Here is an 18,878-nt window from a genome sequence, read left to right on the forward strand (position 1 = left end):
AATGTGCCGCGCTGGGGTATAATCGAAGGTTCGATTTAACCAATTCAATAAGACCGGAAACGCCATGGAAGCCGAACGCATTAACGCCCTCTCCGCCCTGCTCAACGACCTGACGGATCGTGAAGCCGAACTTCGGAGGTATCTTTGACTTCGATAAAAAGTCAGAGAAGCTCGAACAAGTCAACGAAGAACTAGAAGATCCGACCGTCTGGAACGATCCGAAACGCGCCCAGGATCTCGGTAAAGAGAAAAAGGCGCTCGAAGGCGTGGTGCACACGCTGATCAAGGCCGACGCCGACCTGAAAGACGCGAACGACCTGTTCGCGATGGCGCGCGAAGAAAACGACGACGACACGCTCGAAGCGGTCATCGTCGACGCCGACGCCATCAAGGCCGTGGTCGAAGCCATGGAGTTTCGCCGCATGTTCGGCAATCCGATGGACGCCAACAACTGCTTCATCGACATCCAGGCCGGCGCCGGCGGTACCGAAGCCCAGGACTGGGCCTCGATGCTGCTGCGTCAATACCTGCGCTACTGCGAACGCAAGGGCTTCAAGGTCGAGATTCTCGAACAGTCCGACGGCGAGGTCGCGGGCATCAAGACCGCGACCCTCAAGGTCGAAGGCGAATACGCCTACGGCCACCTGCGCACCGAAACCGGCGTTCACCGCCTGGTGCGCAAGTCGCCATTCGACTCGGCCAACGGCCGCCACACGTCGTTCACCAGCCTGTTCGTGTATCCGGAAGTCGATGACTCGATTGAGATCGACGTCAACCCGGCCGACATCCGCGTCGATACCTACCGCGCGTCGGGTGCCGGTGGTCAGCACATTAACAAAACCGACTCCGCGGTCCGCATGACGCACGGCCCGACCGGCATCGTGGTCCAGTGCCAGAACGACCGCAGCCAGCACCGCAACCGCGCCGAAGCGATGGAAATGCTCAAGGCGAAGCTGTACGAGCACGAACTGCGCAAGCGCATGAGCGAGCAGCAGAAGCTCGAAGACTCCAAGACCGATGTGGGCTGGGGCCACCAGATCCGCTCCTACGTGCTCGATCAGTCGCGCATCAAGGATTTGCGTACCAACTTCGAGACCGGCAACACCAAAGGTGTGCTGGACGGCGACCTGGACGACTTCATCTCGGCCTCACTCAAGCAAGGCGTGTAATTCATGACCGCTACCCGACGCGCATTCATCTTCGACATGGACGGCACAATCGTCGACAACATGTCCTTTCACACCGAGTCCTGGATTGCTTTTTTCCAGCGCCGCGGCAAGGACATCGACGCCGACGAGTTTTTCCGCGCCACGGCAGGACGCCAGGGCAAGGAAATCATCCGTTCGCACATGGGCGAGCACCTTAATGACGACGAGGTGCGGGTCCTGAACGACGAAAAGGAACTGGTCTACCGCGAGCTGTACGAGCCGCACCGCAAAACGGTGATGGGTTTCGACGTCCTGATCGCGCTGGCCAAGGAGATGAATGTTGCGCTGGCCGTAGCGACCGCCGCGCCCAACGCCAACATCACCTTCACGCTCGATGGCCTGGACCTGCGCCGCCACTTCGACACCGTGGTCGGTGCGGCCGACGTTGCGCGCGGCAAGCCGCATCCGGACGTGTTCCTGCTCGCCGCCGAACGCTGCGGCGTCGCGCCCGAACACTGCATCGTGTTCGAAGACGCGCCGCTGGGCGTGGAAGCGGCGCGCCGCGCCGGCATGCGCGCCGTGGTGCTGACCACCACCCTGCCCGCCGAGGCCTTTGCCGAATTCGACAATGTCATTCATATCGCCAGCGATTTTTCCGAGCTGACGATCGACGCACTGTTTTCGTCCTGATTTATACGTAATCCCATACCTGCATCAACCCACATAGCGATACTCACCATGACTACGGACATCCAAGACCAAGCACCCGCCCCGGCAGATGAAAACAAACTGATCGCCGAACGCCGCGCCAAGCTGGCTACGCTGCGCGAAGGCGGCATCGCCTTTCCTAACGATTTCCGTCCGCAGCACAAGGCGGCGCAACTGGTCGAGGAATTCGGCAGCAAGACGCGCGAAGAACTCGAAGCGACCGAAGTGCCCGTGGTCCTGGCCGGGCGCATGATGCTCAAGCGCGAAGCCGGTAAAAAAGCCGTGTTCGCAACCCTGCAGGATTCGTCCGGCCCGCGCGCCGACGGCCGCATCCAGATCTACGTCACGCTCGACAAAACCGGCGAAGCCGCCATGGAAGCGCTGAGCCACTACGACCTGGGCGACATCCTGGGCATCGAAGGCACGCTGTTCAAGACCAAGACTGACGAACTGACGGTCAAGGTGTCGACCCTGCGCCTGATCACCAAGTCGCTGCGTCCTTTGCCGGACAAATTCCATGGCCTGTCGGACCAGGAAACCAAATACCGCCAGCGCTATGTGGACCTGATTACCAATGACCAGGCGCGCCGCACGTTCAAGGCCCGCACCGCCGCCATGTCGTCGATTCGCCGCTTCATGGAAAAGAACGACTTCATGGAAGTCGAAACGCCGATGCTGCATTCGATTCCTGGCGGCGCCGCCGCCAAGCCGTTCGTCACCCACCACAATGCGCTGGACATGGAAATGTTCCTGCGCATCGCGCCGGAGCTGTACCTCAAGCGCCTGGTGGTCGGCGGCTTCGATCGCGTGTTCGAAGTAAACCGCAACTTCCGCAATGAAGGCGTCTCGCCGCGCCACAATCCAGAATTCACGATGATGGAATTCTACGCGGCCTACACCGATTACCAGTGGATCATGGACTTCACCGAAGCGGTGATCCGCCAGGCCGCCATCGATGCGCACGGCACCGCGGAACTGACCTATGGCGGGAAGGCGCTTGACTTGTCCAAGCCGTTCCGCCGCATGACCATCGTCGGCGCCATCAACGCCTATGCGCCGCACTACACCGCGGAGCAGCTGCAGGATGCGGAATTCATCAAGGCCGAACTGCTCAAATTCGGCGTGAAGCCGTTTTCGACCGCCGGCCTGGGCGCGCTGCAACTGGCGCTGTTCGAGGAAACCGCCGAAGCGCAGCTGTGGGAGCCGACCTTCATCGTCGACTACCCGGCCGAAGTGTCGCCACTGGCGCGCGCGTCGGACACGGTAGCCGGCATCACCGAGCGTTTCGAGCTGTTCATCGTCGGCCGCGAGCTGGCCAACGGCTTCTCGGAGCTGAACGACTCCGAAGACCAGGCGGCGCGCTTCCTGGCGCAGGTAGCAGCCAAGGACGCGGGCGATGATGAGGCGATGTTCTACGACGCCGACTACATCCGCGCGCTGGAATACGGCATGCCGCCGGCCGGTGGCTGCGGTATCGGCATCGATCGCCTGATCATGCTCATTACCGATTCGCCGAACATTCGCGACGTGATTCTCTTCCCGCACTTGCGCCGCGAAGAGTAAAACCGAAGGGCGGGCGCCATGCCCGCTACCGCCGTCGTACCAACACCACTCTCGTCGTCCCCGCGCCAAGGCGGCACTCGGCGGGGACCCAAGTTTGTCGAGCCGCCTGGGTGCGGTGGGAACTTGGGTTCCCGGCTCTCCAGGAACTGGCATTTCGACTCGATGGCGTTAGGTTCAGCGGTTTCTGACCACAAACTTCAAGACCGTCTTTCCCGCGCAGGCGGGAATCCAATTCCGTAGCGCAGTTGCAGGCGGCTCATTGAAACTTGGATTCCCGCCTGCGCGGGAATGACGAAGCTTGCGTTATCGGCATTTACCCCGGGACTTGCCTTGTTCCACGGAATTCGAGGAGTTTCTTGGAAACTGGGACCTGCGCGGGAACGACGGAGTCTTTCTTCTAACCCCACCCTCCTTCCCCTCGCCCCCCACCATACCCCTCCGTTCGAACAAACATTCTATCGAACGCCCCCGCACTATCGGTACACTCCTTGATTCCATTGCAATATTACAAACAAGCGAGGAACCCCCATGTCTGCTACCACCTACGTCCGTTACAACGACAATCTGGAACAAAAGCAGGAAAACGAGGATGCGATCATCGACAGCGTGGTCGAATCGATGATGCGCGTAAACACCCGCGTGTTCGACAAACACCGCCACGCCAAGCGCGACGCCCACGCCAAGTGCCACGGCGTGCTGGTTGGCCACGTCACCGTCTACGACAACCTGGCACCGCACCTGGCCCAGGGCGTGTTCGCGCGTCCCGGCACCTACCCAGTCGTGATCCGCCTTTCCACCGCGCCCGGCGACATCCACAGCGACAAGCTGCCGTCCCCGCGCGGCATGGCGATCAAGATGCTGGGCGTTGACGGCCCGCAGTTCCTGCCCAACCGCCAGGACGCGACAACGCAAGACCTGCTGCTGGTGAACCACCCGGTGATCGCCTTCGGCCACGCCGCCGCCTACCTCAAGACCCAGAAGCTGCTGGAGAAGCACGCGGACGACCCGGACATGGTGCGCCGCATCGTGGCCGCCCTCGCCCGTGGCGGCAGCAAGGCGCTGCACGCGCTGGGCATCGAGAACCCGATCGTCGACACGCTCGGTGCGCCCAACAACCATATTCTTGGCGAGACCTTCTTCAGCATGGCCGCGGTGCGCTACGGCGACTACGTGGCCAAGCTGTGCGCCGCGCCGCTCTCAAGCAATGTGCGCGCCCTCACCGGCCAGCCGCTCGGCGACGACGCCGACGACTCGGCCCTGCGCAACCTGGTAGTGGACTTCTTTTCGGGCCAGGGCGCCGAGTACGAGCTGCGCGCGCAGCTGTGCACCGACACCGCCACCATGCCGATCGAAGACGCCTCGATCGAGTGGCCGCAGAAAGACTCGCCCTACCAGCCAATCGCCAAGCTGACCATCCCGCCGCAGCAGGCTTTCAGCCCGGCGCGCCGCGTGTTCGCCGACGACGTTTTGTCGTTCAACCCGTGGCACTGCATCGAGGCGCACCGCCCGCTCGGCTCCATCATGCGCGCGCGCATCAAGGCCTATGAAGCGTCGTCCAAATTCCGCCACGAGATGAACGCGCAGCCGCGCATCGAAATCGACAGCATTGGCCAGGTACCGGAATAAGCAGTCAGGCAGTCCAGGCATCACCATTTTTTTTAAGACCCAAGGAGCAATCATGAGCGACATCACCCCACAAAATAAATCTTCCAATGACCTCGCGGACATCAAGCGCAAGGTCCAGGAGGTCCTGGGAGACGCCCCCGACCTGCTCAAGCTCGCGCTCGAAAACATGCTGCGCGAGCAGGATCCGAATACCGAAGGCCACGCGGGATCGGCCGGCCGCATCGGCCGCCAGTCCGGCAAGATCTCCGAACTCACGGCCATGGCCGACCTGAAGCCGGGCGGCGCCGACCGCCTGCGCCGCATCTTCAAACTCGTCAACGGCAACTTCAACGGCGCGCAGAAGGTCTCGACCCTGCACGACATGCGTTTTGTATTTTTTGAAAACGATACCAAGATCCTCTTCGCCACCACCTACGATGGCGACTGGGATACCTACATCGAAGACTTCGCGACCAAGATTCCCGACCTGATGGATTTGCTGTTTTCGTCCGTCGAAGGCTGGCCGGGCATCACCGATCCGGGCGTGAAAGACTTCATCGCCGGTCACCAGATCACGGCCGACGGCTGGTACGTCGCCAATCCGAACCTGTCGGTCGTCGAAACGCGCCGCCTGCAAAAGCAGAACGACGCACTCCAGGAATTCCTGGACAAGATTGCTTGAGGTTCCCATGACAATCATCGATACACTCAAAAACCTGGTCCATTCCTCGCCAAAGCTGGAACTGGACGACATCCAGGCCACCATCCTTTTCAAGCGTCCCGACCCTTACTACGGCACCCACGTGCTGCTGAAAATCATTGATGCCGCCGGCGGCCGCGCGCTGCTCTCGCGCCTGGCGCCGCACGTGCGCAGCGCCGCCGACGCGCGCATTAATACCACCGCATGGATCGCCGTGGCATTGAGCCACGCGGGCCTGGTGGCGCTGGACATCCCCGAGGATTCGCTGGCCAGTTTCCCGGCCGCCTTCCGCGCCGGCATGGCGGCGCGTGCCGACCGCCTGCAAGACTTTGGAGCAAGTGCGCCGGCAAACTGGGAAGCGCCTTACGGCAGCGGCGACGTGCACGTGACGATATCGATCTTCGCCCCTGATGAAGCATCGTGGAAGCATGCGCTGGCCACCGCGCAGAACGAATTCAAGGATATCGACGGCGTCACGCTGCTCGGCATGCACGACTTCGGCGCGCAGCCGGACAGCCTGAACCCCTTCGGCTACCGCGACAACATCAGCAACCCGGCCATCGACGGCGGCATCGAAGACCTGCTGCCGGGCCAGGGCGACGCGATCAAGGCGGGCGAACTGATTCTCGGCTATCCGGGCGAATCGGGCGTGCCGATGGCGATGCCGCAGCCGGAGGCGCTGGGGCGCAACGGCACCTTCGTGGTGATCCGCAAATACCAGGCCGACGCCGCCGCGTTCAACCGCTTCCTGCGCGATAACGCCGACGACGAAGCCGGCCAGGAACTGCTGGCCGCCAAGCTGGTGGGCCGCTGGCGCAGTGGCGCGCCGCTGACCCTGGCGCCGGAAAAGGACGATCCGGCCCTCGGCGCGGACCCGAAGCGCAACAACGACTTCACGTACAAGGATGACCAGGCCGGCCTGCAGGCGCCGCACGGTTGCCACATGCGCCGCATGAACCCGCGCGACAGCAAGCTGGCCGTGCTGACGGACGTGAACATCCACCGCATCATTCGCCGCAGCACCACGTTCGGCGCACCGTGGCGCGCGGACCTGCTGGAAGACGACGGCCAGGAGCGCGGCCTGTTCTTCATCGGGATCAGCGCCAAGGCGCCCGAGACCGTGGAGTTCATGCAGGCCGAGTGGGTCGACCATGGTAATTTCATGGACCTGGGCAAGGAGCGCGATCCGATCCTCGGCCAGCAGGATGAGGACAGCACCTTCACCATCCAGAAGCGCCCGGTGCGCCAGCGCATCCACGGCATCCAGACCTTCTGCACTGTGCGCGGTGGTGAATACCTGTTCATGCCGAGCCTGACGGCGCTGCGCTGGCTGGCGGGCGAAGGCCGCGAAACGGCCTGACCGCCGTGCCATGGGGGCGCCGGCTGCCGGCGCGTATCCACTTTATAATGCAGGCTCTCTTTTTCAGGACGAGCCCACATTGTGAATACCGACGCCAGTTCGACGCCCCTGGCACGCCTGCGCAGCATGGTCGCCGCGCGCGCCGTGAGCGAAGGCCGCACCGATTCCATCTGGCCCGGCCTGCGCTACTACCGCTTTTCAACGCCGCTGCGTTACGACAAAACCCAGACTCTGGCGCCGGGCATCGTCGTCGTGCTTCAGGGCCGCAAAAGCGCCCGTCTCGGCGCCAGCACGCTCGCCTACGACGAGATGAGCTGCCTCGTGCTCGGCGCCGAAACGCGCTGCGAAGGCACCGTGGTCGACGCCAGCCCGGGCCAGCCCTATCTCGCGATCCACATGGACCTGCCGCCCGACCTACTGGTGAAGACCTTCATCGCGCTGGCCGACGCCTCACCCTCTTCAACCGCGAACGTGACCCTGAACTACGTGGCGCCGGTCGACGAGCGCGTGCTCGACGCGTTCACGCGCCTGCTGCCGGCGACGGACCTGGCGATCGACCGCGCCACCATCGCGCCGCTCATCGTGGAGGAGATTATCGTGCGCCTGCTCAGGTCCGACGCGGCGAGCGCCATCCGCGATGCGGCGGCGATGAAGCGTTCGGCCGCCCGCATCCAAAAGGCAGTGCAGCTTATACAGCAGCATTTCCGCCGCCCGCTGGATATCGCCGAACTGGCCGGCGCCGTGGCGATGAGCCCCTCGCACTTCGCCCACACCTTCCGCGAGGTGGCCGGGCTGGCGCCGATGCACTTCTTGCGCAATACCCGCCTCGACGCAGCGCGGGTGCTGCTGCTGGCCGGCGGCAGGCGGCCCGGCGAAGTGGCCGCCCTCACCGGTTTCGACAGCGCCGCGCACTTCACGCGCGAATTCAAGCGCCGCTACGGCGCCCCGCCGGCGCAGTACGCGCGCCAGCTCGCAAGTCAGCAGGCACAGTCAATATAAGCGCAGCCTGGCCGCTGGCGGCACCATTCATCAAGGCCTATCGTATGTGCACGGCCGATTCGCGGCCGCAACCACCATACGCAAAGCGAAGCAACCATAACAGGCACCGCCTTTATCATCACTTTCACCACCCGGCCCGAGGCCGCATCGGATTTTCGCGCCATGCTCGAAAACCTCAAGCGCGACCTGCCCGCCGTCGCCGGCTGCCGTGGCGTGAGCATCTTCCGCGCCAAAGACGATCCGGCCGTGTTCACGCTGGTCGAACAATGGGATAGCGAACAGGCGCACAAAGCGCACATCGACCGGCTCACCGGATCCGGTGGATGGGACGCCATTGCCGCCTGTTTGCTGGAGCCGCCGTCGGGACGCTACGTCAGTCAGTTGTAACAATACGCCAAGGTTGCGCTGCCGGCTGCGCGGGCGCCCATACGCTCCGCTGTAACGCCAAGTGTAACAAGTCATCCCAATGCCTCGGTCATGCACAAAAAGGAGTACCATCCAGCCTGAAATATGATCATTCTATTAATCTTACCAATAAGGCAGCCATGTCGCTCCATAAAACCCGCCAGGCCCGCAGCATCAACGCTGCAGCGATCACCGCGCTCGTTTGCATAACGGGCCTGAGCGCCTGCGGTGGAGGCAGCGACGGTGGCTCTCCAACTCCGCCGCCGGTAACGGTGCCGGTGGCGCAAGCGCCCTCGTTCACATCGCAGCCGCAGAACCAGTCGGCGCAGGCCGGCCAAAGCGTGACTTTCAGCGTCGCAGCCAGCAGCACCGATCCGCTCAGCTACCAATGGACCCGCAACGGCGTGGCGATCCCCGGCGCCACCGGGTCGACCTACACCGTGGCCGCAGCCCGGTTGAGCGACAACGCCGCCGTGTTCAGCGTCACCGCGCGCAACGCCGCCGGCAGCGCCGATAGCGCGAAGGCGGCGCTCACCGTCACGGGCACCGGTCTCGTGCCCCTGGCCGGCGCCATCGCGGAAAAACCCGGGCCGGACACGCCCCCCGCCTTTGACGCAATGGGCGGCCTGTCCATCGACGCCGCCGGCAAGCTGTTCGTCGCGGGCGGCTACAACATCACCAGCATCGACAGCGCCGGCATCATCCGCCGCCTCCCGGTCGACCCGGTATGCAATACCTGGGCGGCGGGGCACGATATGGCGGGCAACGTCTATGTGTCCTGCTGGGCGGCCATCTACAAGGTATCGCCGGCCGGCGTCGTCAGCCTCGTCGCCGGCAACCGCGACGCGCGCGGCGCCATCGACGCCAAAGGCGCGGCGGCCCGCTTCGACAACCCGCAAGACATCGCGGTCGACGCTAATGGCGTTGTCTACGTCAGCGACCGGGGTCGCGAGGCGGCCAGCTTGCGCCGCATCGACGCCGCCGGCAACGTGACCACCATGGCTCTGCACACCTTCCGCGACGGCACCGGTGGCGCCAAGCCAATCACTCTGCGCGCGCCGTCGGCGCTGGCGATTGACGCCACCGCCAACGTGCTGCTCATCGAAGGAAACCTGATCTACAAGATCACGGCGGGCGGTACCGCCACCATCGTTGCCGGCAGCGCAGACGGCGGATGGGCCGACGGCGACGCCTTCAACGCGCGCTTTTCGTCCCCGTCCGGCCTGGCCATCGACGCGGCGGGCACGCTGTATATCAGCGATACCGGCAACGCCAGCATCCGCAAGATCGCCGCCGATGGCAAGGTGCAGACGCTCGCCGGGCGCTACGAGCAGATTGGCTCGGCCGACGGCCAGGGCAACAAGGCCTCGTTCAACCTGCCGCGCGGGATCGACGTGGACGCTGCCGGCAACGTGTTCGTCAACGATGCGGGCAACAAGACCGTGCGCAAGATCACGCCGGCCGGTGTCGTCACCACCGTGGCCGGCACGCCGGTTCTGCCGCGTTCGAGCGGGTCGATCGACGGCCTCGCCCATGACGCGCGCTTTTACGCGCCCAAGGGCATTGCCGCCGACGCGGCCGGCAACGTCTTCATTGCCGATTCGCTCAACCACGCCATCCGCAAAATCAATCCGGATGGCGCAGTGACGACCCTGGCCGGCTCCGCACGCGTGAGCGGCAATGCCGATGGCACCGCCGGGCAGGCCAGCTTCCGCCTGCCGACCGAACTGTCCGTTGACGCCAGCGGCAATCTGTTCGTGTTCGACGTGGCCAGCAGCCAGGCCCCGGGTATCAGCCTGGTACGCAAAGTCAGCACGGCCGGCGTGGTCACGACGGTGCAGATACCGGTCGACCCGCGCGATGTCACACCTGCCGGCAAGCCTGCCACGGTCACGCTGCCGACGATGACCACCGACGCGGCGGGGAATATCTACCTGGTGAGCACCGCCACCAACGCGAATAACTATTGCGCGACGCCGAAAAATCCGGCATTTTGCGACAGCCTGCGACGCATAACACTGCGCCGCATCGCAGCCGACGGCAGCGTCGCCACCCTGGCGGAAAACTACAACGGCACCTCGCCGGGCGTGTTGATGCTGGGGTTCCGCTACGGCGGCATGGCGGTCGACCATGCCGGGGCCGTGTATCTGTCGGACCTCGAAAGTAACGTCATCTGGAAGGTAAGCGGCGGCGCGATGACCATCTTCGCCGGCACCCCTGGCAAGGGTGGCGCGAGCGACGGCAAGGAAGAAGCGCGTTTCTCCACGCTTGGCCGCATGGCCTTCGACAAGGCCGGCAACCTGTTCGTCGCCGACACCGGTAACTTCACGATCCGCAAAATCACGCCGGCCGGCGTGGTGAGCACCCCGGTCGGCACGGCGGGCAAGAACGACCTGGCGCTGGGCAGCTTGCCGGGCAGCCTGCCCGCGGTGAGCGGTATCGCCTTCGATGCCAAAGGCGTGATGTATCTCACCGTGGCCGATGGCGTCGTCAAGGTGGTGCTGCCGTAAGCTGCGGCGCTGGTGCGCGCCACGGCGTGGTCGCAATACGCTATTCCGGCATTTTGGCAAATCCCACCGCGAGGCGGTTCCACCCATTGATGGTCGAGATCAGCAAGGTGAGATCGACCATCTCCTCGGCGCTGAACTGCTCCGCCAGCGCCGCGTAGCTCTCGCCGGTGTCCGGCTGCTGCGCCAGGCGCGTCATCGTTTCGGTCCAGCCCAGTGCGGCCCGTTCGCGCGGCGTGAAAAACCGCGTTTCGCGCCACACCGACAGCGCATGAAGGCGCCGTTCGGCTTCGCCGCCCTCGCGCGCATCGGTCGCGTGCATGTCGACGCAATACGCGCAGCCATTAATCTGCGAACTGCGCAGCCGCACCAGCTCCGCCAGCGGCTTATCGATACTCGACGTGGCGATGTATTGTTCGAGCGCCACCCATGCCTTGACGGCCTTCGGTGAAGCGGTGTAAAAATCGATGCGTTCCATGCTGATTCCTTTTTGGTGAGGTTGATTGGTTGGCCTTACAATCATTAGACGAGCCTGTCGCACCGTTTGTGACAGCTTTCCTCAAAAAAGAATGAACGATACCTTCACCAGCCAGTTCCACCAGCTCCGTCCACGCCTTTTTGGCATCGCCTACCGCATGCTCGGCTCGCGCGCCGACGCCGACGACGCCGTGCAGGATGCATGGCTGCGCTGGAATGCGAATGACGCGCGCGCCGCGCTGGCCAGCGCCGACGCCTGGCTGGTCACCGTCGTCACGCGCCTGTGCATCGACCGCCTGCGCAGCGCCATCGCCGAACGTGAAGCCTACATCGGCCCATGGCTGGCGGAACCGATCGTCACGCGCGCAAGCGACCTGCCCGAGTCGCGCCTGGAACTGGCCGGCGATATCTCGATGGCCTTCATGCTCATGCTGGAGCGCCTCGGTCCCGAAGAACGCGTGGTATTTTTGCTGCATGAAGTGTTCGAGTGCGGCTACGCGGACATTGCCGCTGCCGTCGGCAAAACCGAAGCGGCATGCCGCCAGCTGCTGCACCGCGCGCGCGAACGGGTGCGCGCCGAGCGGCCGCGTTTTGCGGTGAGCGATGCAATGCATATGGATTTATTGGGACGCTTCGTGACAGCGGCCCAAAGCGGCGAACGCGCGCAGCTGGCGCAATTGTTCGCACCGGACGCCTCGTTCACGGCCGACGGCGGCGGCAAGGTATCGGCGACCATCAACGTGGTACGCGGCGCCGACAAGATCGCCCGCTTCTACGAGAGCATGGCGCGCAAGTTCGGCACCGTCACCACGTTCGAGCACGCGATCATCAATGGCGAGGCAGGCCTGCTGCGCCTTGTCGATGGCAGCCTGGATTCAACCATGTCGTTCGATATGGAAGATGCCAGGATCAGCGCGATCTATGTGGTGCGCAATCCCGACAAACTGGTGCGCGCGCAGGCGCTGAAAATAGCCGCCGACGGCTGTCAAAATCCGTCCATTAACGCGTAGAAACGTTACAATGCTGGCATGTATTTTATTCAACGATCCACACCGCGCAGGTGCAAGCACATCACTGCCGCCAACCCATTTCAGTTTGCCATACTCAGGACGACATTCTCCCTGACCCTGCTCGGACTCGTCGCGCTGACTGTGGAAGCGCGCGCGGAAGATCCGGCAGTGGCGACGGTGACAGTGACAGCCAAGAAAGAGCCAGTCGTTAAAAAGCTCGATAAGACTGTTTATGACGTTTCCAATATGGCCAGGGCGGCAAACGGTACAGGCCAGGATGTGTTGCAATCGACTCCCGGGGTATCGGTAACGGCCGACGGGCAAATTGCGGTCAAGGGAAATACCCAGGTCACCGTCCTGGTCAACGGCAAGCCGACGGCGATGATGTCGGGCGACGAGCGGGCGGTGGCGCTGCAAACCATGAGCGGCACCGACATTGCCAGCATCGAAGTGATCACGAATCCGTCAGCCGCCTACAACGCCAATGGCGGTGCGATCGTCAATATCGTATTGAAGCGAAACCGCAAGCCGGGTGCGCACGCGCAGTTAAAGGGAAGCGCCACGGACCAGGGCCTGTGGAATGCCGGTGCATCGGGCGACGTGACCAGAAAGGATATCAGCGTGCATAGCAACCTGGCGTACCGCCGCGACGGCACGCAGAAGTCGCGCCGGTCGGCAGTCGACTGGAATAATCCTGTCAGCGGCCAGGCTGGAAGTACAGTACAGACGTCGGAGATATTCGTCCGCCGCAAAGTCCAAAGCGCGGCACTGGGCGTCGATTATGCCCTCAGCGACACGGATAGCCTCAGCCTGTCGGCAAGCTATAACGACCGCGCGTCTCGTCCGCTGTTAGACACGCTGAACGTGGCCCGCAACGCAGCTGGCAAGAGCATCTATCATCGCATATCCTACGGCCCCAACGAGCAAGCGGACGACAGTGCCAGCTTGAGCTACAGCCACCAGGACGCCGGTACCGCGCTGAAGGCGATGCTTCAGCGCAGCAATACCAAGGGCTTGATCGACAAGTCCTATCGCGATGTGTTCGTCGAACCGGCGCGCGCCACCAGCTACAGTCGCGGTGCCACCAGGTCGGCGCGCCACCTCAACCAGGCTACCCTCGACTGGAGCCGCGCGTCCGGTCACGGCCAGTGGGGCATGGGCCTCGATATCCAGGACGAGGTCAACGACCTCTACAACTATCAGGCCTCCGTCGATCGCTTGACGGGACAAGAGACGCCCGATGCCGATACGACCAACGGCTATGCCGTGGCGACAACGCTGAGCGCAGCCTACATCACCGACCAGATCAGGCATGGACAATGGGAAGCGCTGCTGGGCGGCCGGATCGAGCGCATGGCGCTGCGGGTGAGGCCGGCACAGGGCGCCATGCAGACCGGGCGGTGGCAGGCCTTTAATCCCAGCCTTCACCTGAAATATGCCGCCAGCGACAAAACCGACCTGACGCTCAGCTATCGGCGCAGCCTCCAGCGGCCCGATCCGCGCGATCTGAATCCATTCACCACCTACGTCGATGCGCAAAACCTGAGCCGTGGCAATCCCGGCCTCAAGCCGCAGCTGCTGACCTCATGGGAGATCGGCACCGACGCGGACATGGAGCACCTGAGCGGCAGCGTGAGTGCCTTCTACCGCACCAGCCGCGATACGGTGGCCGATGCGCGCAGTTTTGCGGACAACGTGCTGGTCACCTCGAAGCAAAATGGGGGGCAAGCGCGCTCGGCCGGCGTCACAGGCTCTCTCGACTGGACGCCGGATGCGAAGTTAAGTTTAGGCATGGACGGCGGCGTCTATCGCGTGGTCCTGTCCACGCCCGATTTGTATGGTGCCGTGCGCCAGGACGGCATTGCGGGCTATATCAACCTGAGAGCAAGTTACAACGCCGGGCCAGACAATCTGTCGCTCGACGCGCATGGCCAGACATCAAGCATCACACCGCTGGGCCGGCATGGCGCGACCAGCAATGTGAACCTGAGCTGGAAGCGCCAGTTGACCAAGACGCTCAGCCTGACGGTCAACGCCAGCGATATCTTCGATGGCAGCAAGCGCACTTACCGCACCGACGCGAGCACCTTCCGCCAGACTGGCTACGATCATTTCGTCGCACGGCGCGTTTATGTAGGCTTTGTAAAAAAGCTCGAGTGACGCGAACGACTGCAAAGCGGTGCGCGCAGGCCGGCGCGCACCATGCGGCTTAGGTGATCACCCGGTAGCACGGCGTGTACGCCTTGCCCGGCAACTTCATCCGGCTTTGCGCGACAAACGACGACAGCAGCGCATCCATCGGCCCCATGATGGCGGCGTCGCCGTGAATCTCGAAGTGGCCGAACTTTTCGATGGCGCGAATGCCCTCGTCCTTGACGTTGCCCGCCACCACGCCCGAAAACGCGCGCCGCAGGTTGGCCGCCAGCAGATGCTTTTCCTGGTTCTTGTGCAGACTCAGGTTGCGCATGTTCTCGTGCGTCGGCCGGAATGGGCGCTGGAATTCCTCGTCGATCTTGAGCAGCCAGTTGAAATAATAGGCATCGCCGCGCGATTTGCGGAATTCGCGCACCTGGCGGATCCCCAGCTGCATCTCCTTGGCCACCATTTCGGGGTCGTCGATGATGATCTTGTAGCGCTTCTGCGCTTCCTCGCCCAGCGTATCGGCGATGAACTGGTTAATCTGGATGAAGTAGTCGCGTGCCGTTTCCGGTCCGGTGAAAATGAGCGGAAAGGGCATGTCGGCGTTATCCGGATGGAGCAGGATGCCGAGGATGTACAGGATCTCTTCGGCCGTGCCGGCGCCGCCCGGGAACACGATGATCCCGTGCCCGGTGCGTACGAACGCTTCCAGCCGCTTTTCGATATCGGGCATGATCACCAGGTCGTTGACGATCGGATTGGGCGATTCGGCCGCGATAATGCCCGGCTCCGAAATGCCCAGATAGCGCCCGCCCGTCAGGCGCTGCTTGGCGTGACCGATAGTGGCGCCCTTCATCGGCCCCTTCATCGCGCCCGGGCCGCAGCCGGTGCAGATGTCGAGGTCGCGCAATCCCATCTGGTAGCCGACTTCCTTCGAGTAGTTGTATTCGATCCGGTTGATCGAGTGCCCGCCCCAGCACACCACCAGGTTCGGATTGCGCAGCGGCTGCAGCACATTGGCGTTGCGCAAGATATGGAACACCGAATCGGTGATCCCTTCCGTGCGCGACATGTCGAACTTGGGGTTGTCGGTCACTTCGCTGCTGATGAAAATGATATCGCGCAGCACCGCGAACAGGTGCTCGTGAATCCCCTTGATCATTTTGCCATCTACGAAGGCGATCGCCGGGGCCCCCTTGATCTCCAGCTTGATGCCGCGCTCGCGCTGTACGATGCTGATTTCAAAGGATTTATATCGTTCCAGCAGTTCTTTTCCATCGTCGATGGTGCTGCCGCAGTTCAGGACCGCGAGTGCGCAGTTGCGGAAGATTTGATACAGGCCGCCCTGGCTGGTGTCGAGCAGTTTGAAGACTTCGGCTTTCGAGAGCACTTCCAGCTGGCCTTCCGGCGAAATCAGGGTGTCGACAACATCATGTTCCATAGTACAAATCCTTTTCGATTCGGTGTAACAAACAAGCCTGCAATGCCAATATACGACAACTCGCCGCTCTTGGGGGGCACAAGTTCCGCTGTGCTTGCGCCGCCTCGTTTCATGGCTTAATTAGCACATCTGGCAAAAATTCGCTGAGCATAGTCGATTTACATTAAAATGCGACCCTATTGGAAAACCGGGGTCACGAGCCGCGGCTGTCCATATGATTTATCCAACCATAACCATATTCAGGAGAAACCGCATGAGCGGTGCCGCTAACACACCCCACCAGGAAGTCGCTATCCCGGAATTCAAGCAGATCTTGGGTCACCCAAGTCCGCTTTGGATGTTGTTCATGACCGAATTCTGGGAACGTTTTGCGTTCTACGGTATCCGCTGGGCACTCGTGCTATATATAGTCACGCAGTTCTACGGCGGCGATGCCAGCGGCCAGCAGGCGGCCAACCTGACCTACGGTTCCTACCTCGCGCTGGTGTACGCCGGCGCCGTCTTCGGCGGCTATGTCGCCGACAAAGTCATCGGCTACCAGCGTTCGATCCTGATCGGCGCCGCTTTCATGGCCGTCGGCCTGTTCGCCATCACGGTTCCTAACGAAGATGTGTTCAAGCTTGGCCTGGCCACCATCATCGTCGGTAACGGCCTGTTCAAACCGAACATCTCGACCATGGTCGGCAAGCTGTACACGCTCAACGACACCCGCCGCGATTCCGGCTTCACCATTTTCTACATGGGCATCAACGCCGGCGCCTTCCTGGCTCCGATCTTCACCCAGGTGCTGGCCCAGAAAGTGTTCAACACCGGCGACATCCCGGCCTACAAGGTCGTGTTCTTCGCTTCCGGTATCGGCATGCTGATCAGCCTGGTCTGGTTCTTCTTCGGCCGCAGCGCCCTCAAGGGCATCGGTGCCCCGCCGGCGGAAGACAACAGCCCGAAACGCATGATCATGGTGGTCGCCGGCGCATTGCTGGTCATTCCGCTGATGTATTTCCTGCTCAAGGCCGGCGCCAACAATCTGCAGATCGTGCTGACCATCCTGTTCGTGATCCTGGCCGGCATGCTGATCGCCGAAGGCATCCGCGACGGCAAAGTCGCGCGCGACAAGACCTTCGCCATGATGATCATCTTCGCCTTCAACATCCTGTTCTGGATGTTCTTCGAGCAGGCCGGCAGCTCGTTCACCTTCTTGGCCGAGAGCATCGTCGACCGCAAGGGCGCACTGTCGTTCATCACCGCGCCGTTCGGCATGAGCGAATTTCCGACCGCCTGGTTCCAGAGCGTGAACTCGGTGGCCATCATCGCCTGCGCTCCGATCATCGCGTGGGTCTGGGTTGCCATGGGCAAGGCCAACGTCAATCCATCGATTCCGCGCAAATTCGGTCTGGGCATCATCTTCAACGGCCTCGCATTCGGCCTGCTGATGTACGCACTGGACCATCTGGTCGATCCGACCTACAAGAAGATCCCGTTCTGGACCCTGTTCGCGGTCTACTGGGTGCAGTCGATCGGCGAGCTGTGCCTGTCCCCGATCGGCCTGTCGATGGTCACCAAGCTGGCGCCAGTGCGCCTGGTTGGCCTGGGCATGGGCGGCTGGTTCCTCTCGACCGGTATCGGCAACAACCTGTCCGGCATTTTCGCCAGCCACGTCAGCGGCGAAGCGGGCATGTCGATCACGTCGGCACTGTCCGGCTACACCCAGGGTTTCTGGTGGCTGATGATCGGCGGCGTGCTGCTGTTCCTGCTCGCACCATTGATCCAGAAGCTGATGCACGGCGTCAAGTAAGCCTTGTAGCAGCATGAACAACGGCGGCCCGCGGGCCGCCGTTGTCGTTAACGCGCGCGCATTTACGAGGACTGTTCCAGCGCGCGCTGCATCTCGTTCATCTCCGCCACCAGCCAGGCGCGGAAGCGCTGCACCTTCGGCATGTTCTCCTTGCTGCGGTTGACCATGAAGCGGTAGCCGCTGCCGAAGGGCGCGCTGCGGCAGCTGATCTGGCGCAGCGACCCTTTCAGGATATCCTGGAACGCGATCCCGTACGCCACCAGCGCAATCCCCTGCCCCGCCACCGCCGCCTGCGCCAGCACGCCCCAGTGGCTGTAACCGCGCGAAAAATCGTATTTACCCTTCAAGGCCTTGTTCTCGTTGAGCAGCTGCAGCCAGGATTCGGTCGAGTTCTCGTACAGCAGCGGGAAATTGGGCAGGTCGGCCAGGGTCAGCTCAGTCTGCCCCGGCGCCAGCAGGTCCGGGCTGTAGACGGCGATCAGGCGCTCGCGAAACAGCAGCGCCGGGTCGCCATCGCTCACCGGTCCGTAACGCACCGCCACGTCGCTGCTGTCGTCTTCCAGGTTGACCGGCGCGTCGTTCGAATCGAGCCGGATATCGAGTTCCGGATACAGCTTGGTAAACCGGTGCATGCGCGGCACCAGCCACTTGATGGCGAACGAATGGGTGGTCGAGATGCGCAGCACCGACTCCTCGTCGCCGCCTTGCAGGGCGCCGACCTTGGCGCGCAGTTCGATGAGCATGCGCCCCACCGCCACCGCCAGCTCCTGGCCCTTGGCGGTCAAGGTCACATGGCGCGGATGGCGGATGAACAGGGCGAAACCCAGGTTTTCTTCGAGCTGCTTGACCTGCTGGCTGATCGCCGCCGGCGTCTTGTGCAGCTCTTGGGCGGCCAGCTTGAAGCTGCCCCAGCGCGCGGCGCAGTCGAAGTCGACCAGGCCGGAAAGCGTGCGCAGCGGCTTCATGCATATCCCATGAATAAGATTTTCTTGCTCATCGGTTCAATTTTTCTCGGTTGTTGAAT

15 protein-coding genes are annotated in these 18,878 nt (G+C 62.8%); 12 read left to right on the forward strand and 3 right to left on the reverse strand.

Going from position 1 to position 18,878, the window contains the following annotated elements; translation table 11 throughout:
- The first annotated feature begins 64 nt into the window (after positions 1 to 64).
- From prfB to CR152_RS25320, 9 genes are all read left to right on the forward strand, one after another.
- Positions 65 to 1,169, forward strand: a protein-coding gene (gene prfB, locus CR152_RS25275) for a peptide chain release factor 2 (protein ID WP_157778726.1) whose coding sequence is annotated in 2 segments (ribosomal slippage) — positions 65 to 145 and positions 147 to 1,169 — 1,104 coding nt in all. Because the reading frame shifts where the segments join, the coding sequence is not laid out codon by codon here.
- A gap of 3 nt (positions 1,170 to 1,172) precedes the next feature.
- Entirely contained in the window at positions 1,173 to 1,838 is a 666-nt protein-coding gene (locus CR152_RS25280; RefSeq protein WP_099879591.1) for an HAD family hydrolase, read from the forward strand.
- Between the two features lie 48 nt (positions 1,839 to 1,886).
- The gene (gene lysS, locus CR152_RS25285) at positions 1,887 to 3,419 is read left to right on the forward strand and encodes a lysine--tRNA ligase (RefSeq protein ID WP_099879593.1); all 1,533 of its coding nucleotides are present in this window, start codon (positions 1,887 to 1,889) and stop codon (positions 3,417 to 3,419) included.
- 528 nt (positions 3,420 to 3,947) lie between these two features.
- Complete coding sequence (locus CR152_RS25295; protein WP_099879595.1) at positions 3,948 to 5,045, forward strand: catalase family protein; 1,098 nt, start codon at positions 3,948 to 3,950, stop codon at positions 5,043 to 5,045.
- Between the two features lie 52 nt (positions 5,046 to 5,097).
- The gene (locus tag CR152_RS25300; protein ID WP_099879597.1) at positions 5,098 to 5,706 is read left to right on the forward strand and encodes a hypothetical protein; all 609 of its coding nucleotides are present in this window, start codon (positions 5,098 to 5,100) and stop codon (positions 5,704 to 5,706) included.
- Positions 5,707 to 5,713: 7 nt separating this feature from the next.
- Entirely contained in the window at positions 5,714 to 7,084 is a 1,371-nt protein-coding gene (locus tag CR152_RS25305; protein WP_099879599.1) for a Dyp-type peroxidase, read from the forward strand.
- A gap of 81 nt (positions 7,085 to 7,165) precedes the next feature.
- Positions 7,166 to 8,083: an AraC family transcriptional regulator gene (locus CR152_RS25310; protein WP_229413585.1), complete on the forward strand. Its 918-nt coding sequence runs from the start codon at positions 7,166 to 7,168 to the stop codon at positions 8,081 to 8,083.
- A 117-nt stretch (positions 8,084 to 8,200) separates the two neighbouring features.
- Complete coding sequence (locus CR152_RS25315) at positions 8,201 to 8,470, forward strand: putative quinol monooxygenase (RefSeq protein ID WP_267876260.1); 270 nt, start codon at positions 8,201 to 8,203, stop codon at positions 8,468 to 8,470.
- 158 nt (positions 8,471 to 8,628) lie between these two features.
- A complete protein-coding gene (locus tag CR152_RS25320; protein WP_099879603.1) occupies positions 8,629 to 10,998 on the forward strand; it encodes an NHL domain-containing protein in 2,370 nt (789 codons plus the stop codon).
- A 40-nt stretch (positions 10,999 to 11,038) separates the two neighbouring features.
- Here CR152_RS25320 and CR152_RS25325 read toward each other — a convergent pair whose 3' ends face one another.
- Positions 11,039 to 11,473, reverse strand: a complete 435-nt coding sequence (locus CR152_RS25325) for a carboxymuconolactone decarboxylase family protein (RefSeq protein ID WP_099879605.1) — start codon at positions 11,471 to 11,473, stop codon at positions 11,039 to 11,041.
- A 91-nt stretch (positions 11,474 to 11,564) separates the two neighbouring features.
- Between CR152_RS25325 and sigJ the strand changes: the two genes are divergently transcribed.
- Positions 11,565 to 12,482, forward strand: a complete 918-nt coding sequence (gene sigJ / locus CR152_RS25330) for an RNA polymerase sigma factor SigJ (RefSeq protein ID WP_099879607.1) — start codon at positions 11,565 to 11,567, stop codon at positions 12,480 to 12,482.
- Between the two features lie 18 nt (positions 12,483 to 12,500).
- Positions 12,501 to 14,642, forward strand: a complete 2,142-nt coding sequence (locus CR152_RS25335) for a TonB-dependent receptor (RefSeq protein ID WP_099879609.1) — start codon at positions 12,501 to 12,503, stop codon at positions 14,640 to 14,642.
- Between the two features lie 49 nt (positions 14,643 to 14,691).
- Here CR152_RS25335 and ppnN read toward each other — a convergent pair whose 3' ends face one another.
- Positions 14,692 to 16,062, reverse strand: coding sequence for a nucleotide 5'-monophosphate nucleosidase PpnN (gene ppnN / locus CR152_RS25340; RefSeq protein ID WP_099879611.1), 1,371 nt, complete (start codon positions 16,060 to 16,062; stop codon positions 14,692 to 14,694).
- Between the two features lie 253 nt (positions 16,063 to 16,315).
- On the opposite strand from ppnN, the gene CR152_RS25345 reads away from it, so the two are divergent.
- Positions 16,316 to 17,854, forward strand: coding sequence for a peptide MFS transporter (locus CR152_RS25345; RefSeq protein ID WP_099879613.1), 1,539 nt, complete (start codon positions 16,316 to 16,318; stop codon positions 17,852 to 17,854).
- Positions 17,855 to 17,916: 62 nt separating this feature from the next.
- Here the strand turns inward: CR152_RS25345 and CR152_RS25350 are convergent, their stop codons facing one another.
- Positions 17,917 to 18,819, reverse strand: coding sequence for a LysR substrate-binding domain-containing protein (locus CR152_RS25350; protein ID WP_099879615.1), 903 nt, complete (start codon positions 18,817 to 18,819; stop codon positions 17,917 to 17,919).
- Between the last annotated feature and the right edge of the window lie 59 nt (positions 18,820 to 18,878).

The organism is Massilia violaceinigra, from assembly GCF_002752675.1.
Taxonomy (GTDB): domain Bacteria; phylum Pseudomonadota; class Gammaproteobacteria; order Burkholderiales; family Burkholderiaceae_D; genus Telluria_A; species Telluria_A violaceinigra.

Coding starts and splice junctions, on each gene's coding strand:
- lysS (WP_099879593.1), top strand. CDS start 1,887: ATGACTACGGACATCCAAGACCAAGCACCCGCCCCGGCAGATGAAAAC.
- sigJ (WP_099879607.1), top strand. CDS start 11,565: ATGAACGATACCTTCACCAGCCAGTTCCACCAGCTCCGTCCACGCCTT.
- CR152_RS25295 (WP_099879595.1), top strand. CDS start 3,948: ATGTCTGCTACCACCTACGTCCGTTACAACGACAATCTGGAACAAAAG.
- CR152_RS25300 (WP_099879597.1), top strand. CDS start 5,098: ATGAGCGACATCACCCCACAAAATAAATCTTCCAATGACCTCGCGGAC.
- CR152_RS25345 (WP_099879613.1), top strand. CDS start 16,316: ATGAGCGGTGCCGCTAACACACCCCACCAGGAAGTCGCTATCCCGGAA.
- CR152_RS25335 (WP_099879609.1), top strand. CDS start 12,501: ATGTATTTTATTCAACGATCCACACCGCGCAGGTGCAAGCACATCACT.
- CR152_RS25325 (WP_099879605.1), bottom strand. CDS start 11,473: ATGGAACGCATCGATTTTTACACCGCTTCACCGAAGGCCGTCAAGGCA.
- CR152_RS25320 (WP_099879603.1), top strand. CDS start 8,629: ATGTCGCTCCATAAAACCCGCCAGGCCCGCAGCATCAACGCTGCAGCG.
- CR152_RS25305 (WP_099879599.1), top strand. CDS start 5,714: ATGACAATCATCGATACACTCAAAAACCTGGTCCATTCCTCGCCAAAG.
- ppnN (WP_099879611.1), bottom strand. CDS start 16,062: ATGGAACATGATGTTGTCGACACCCTGATTTCGCCGGAAGGCCAGCTG.
- CR152_RS25350 (WP_099879615.1), bottom strand. CDS start 18,819: ATGAAGCCGCTGCGCACGCTTTCCGGCCTGGTCGACTTCGACTGCGCC.
- CR152_RS25280 (WP_099879591.1), top strand. CDS start 1,173: ATGACCGCTACCCGACGCGCATTCATCTTCGACATGGACGGCACAATC.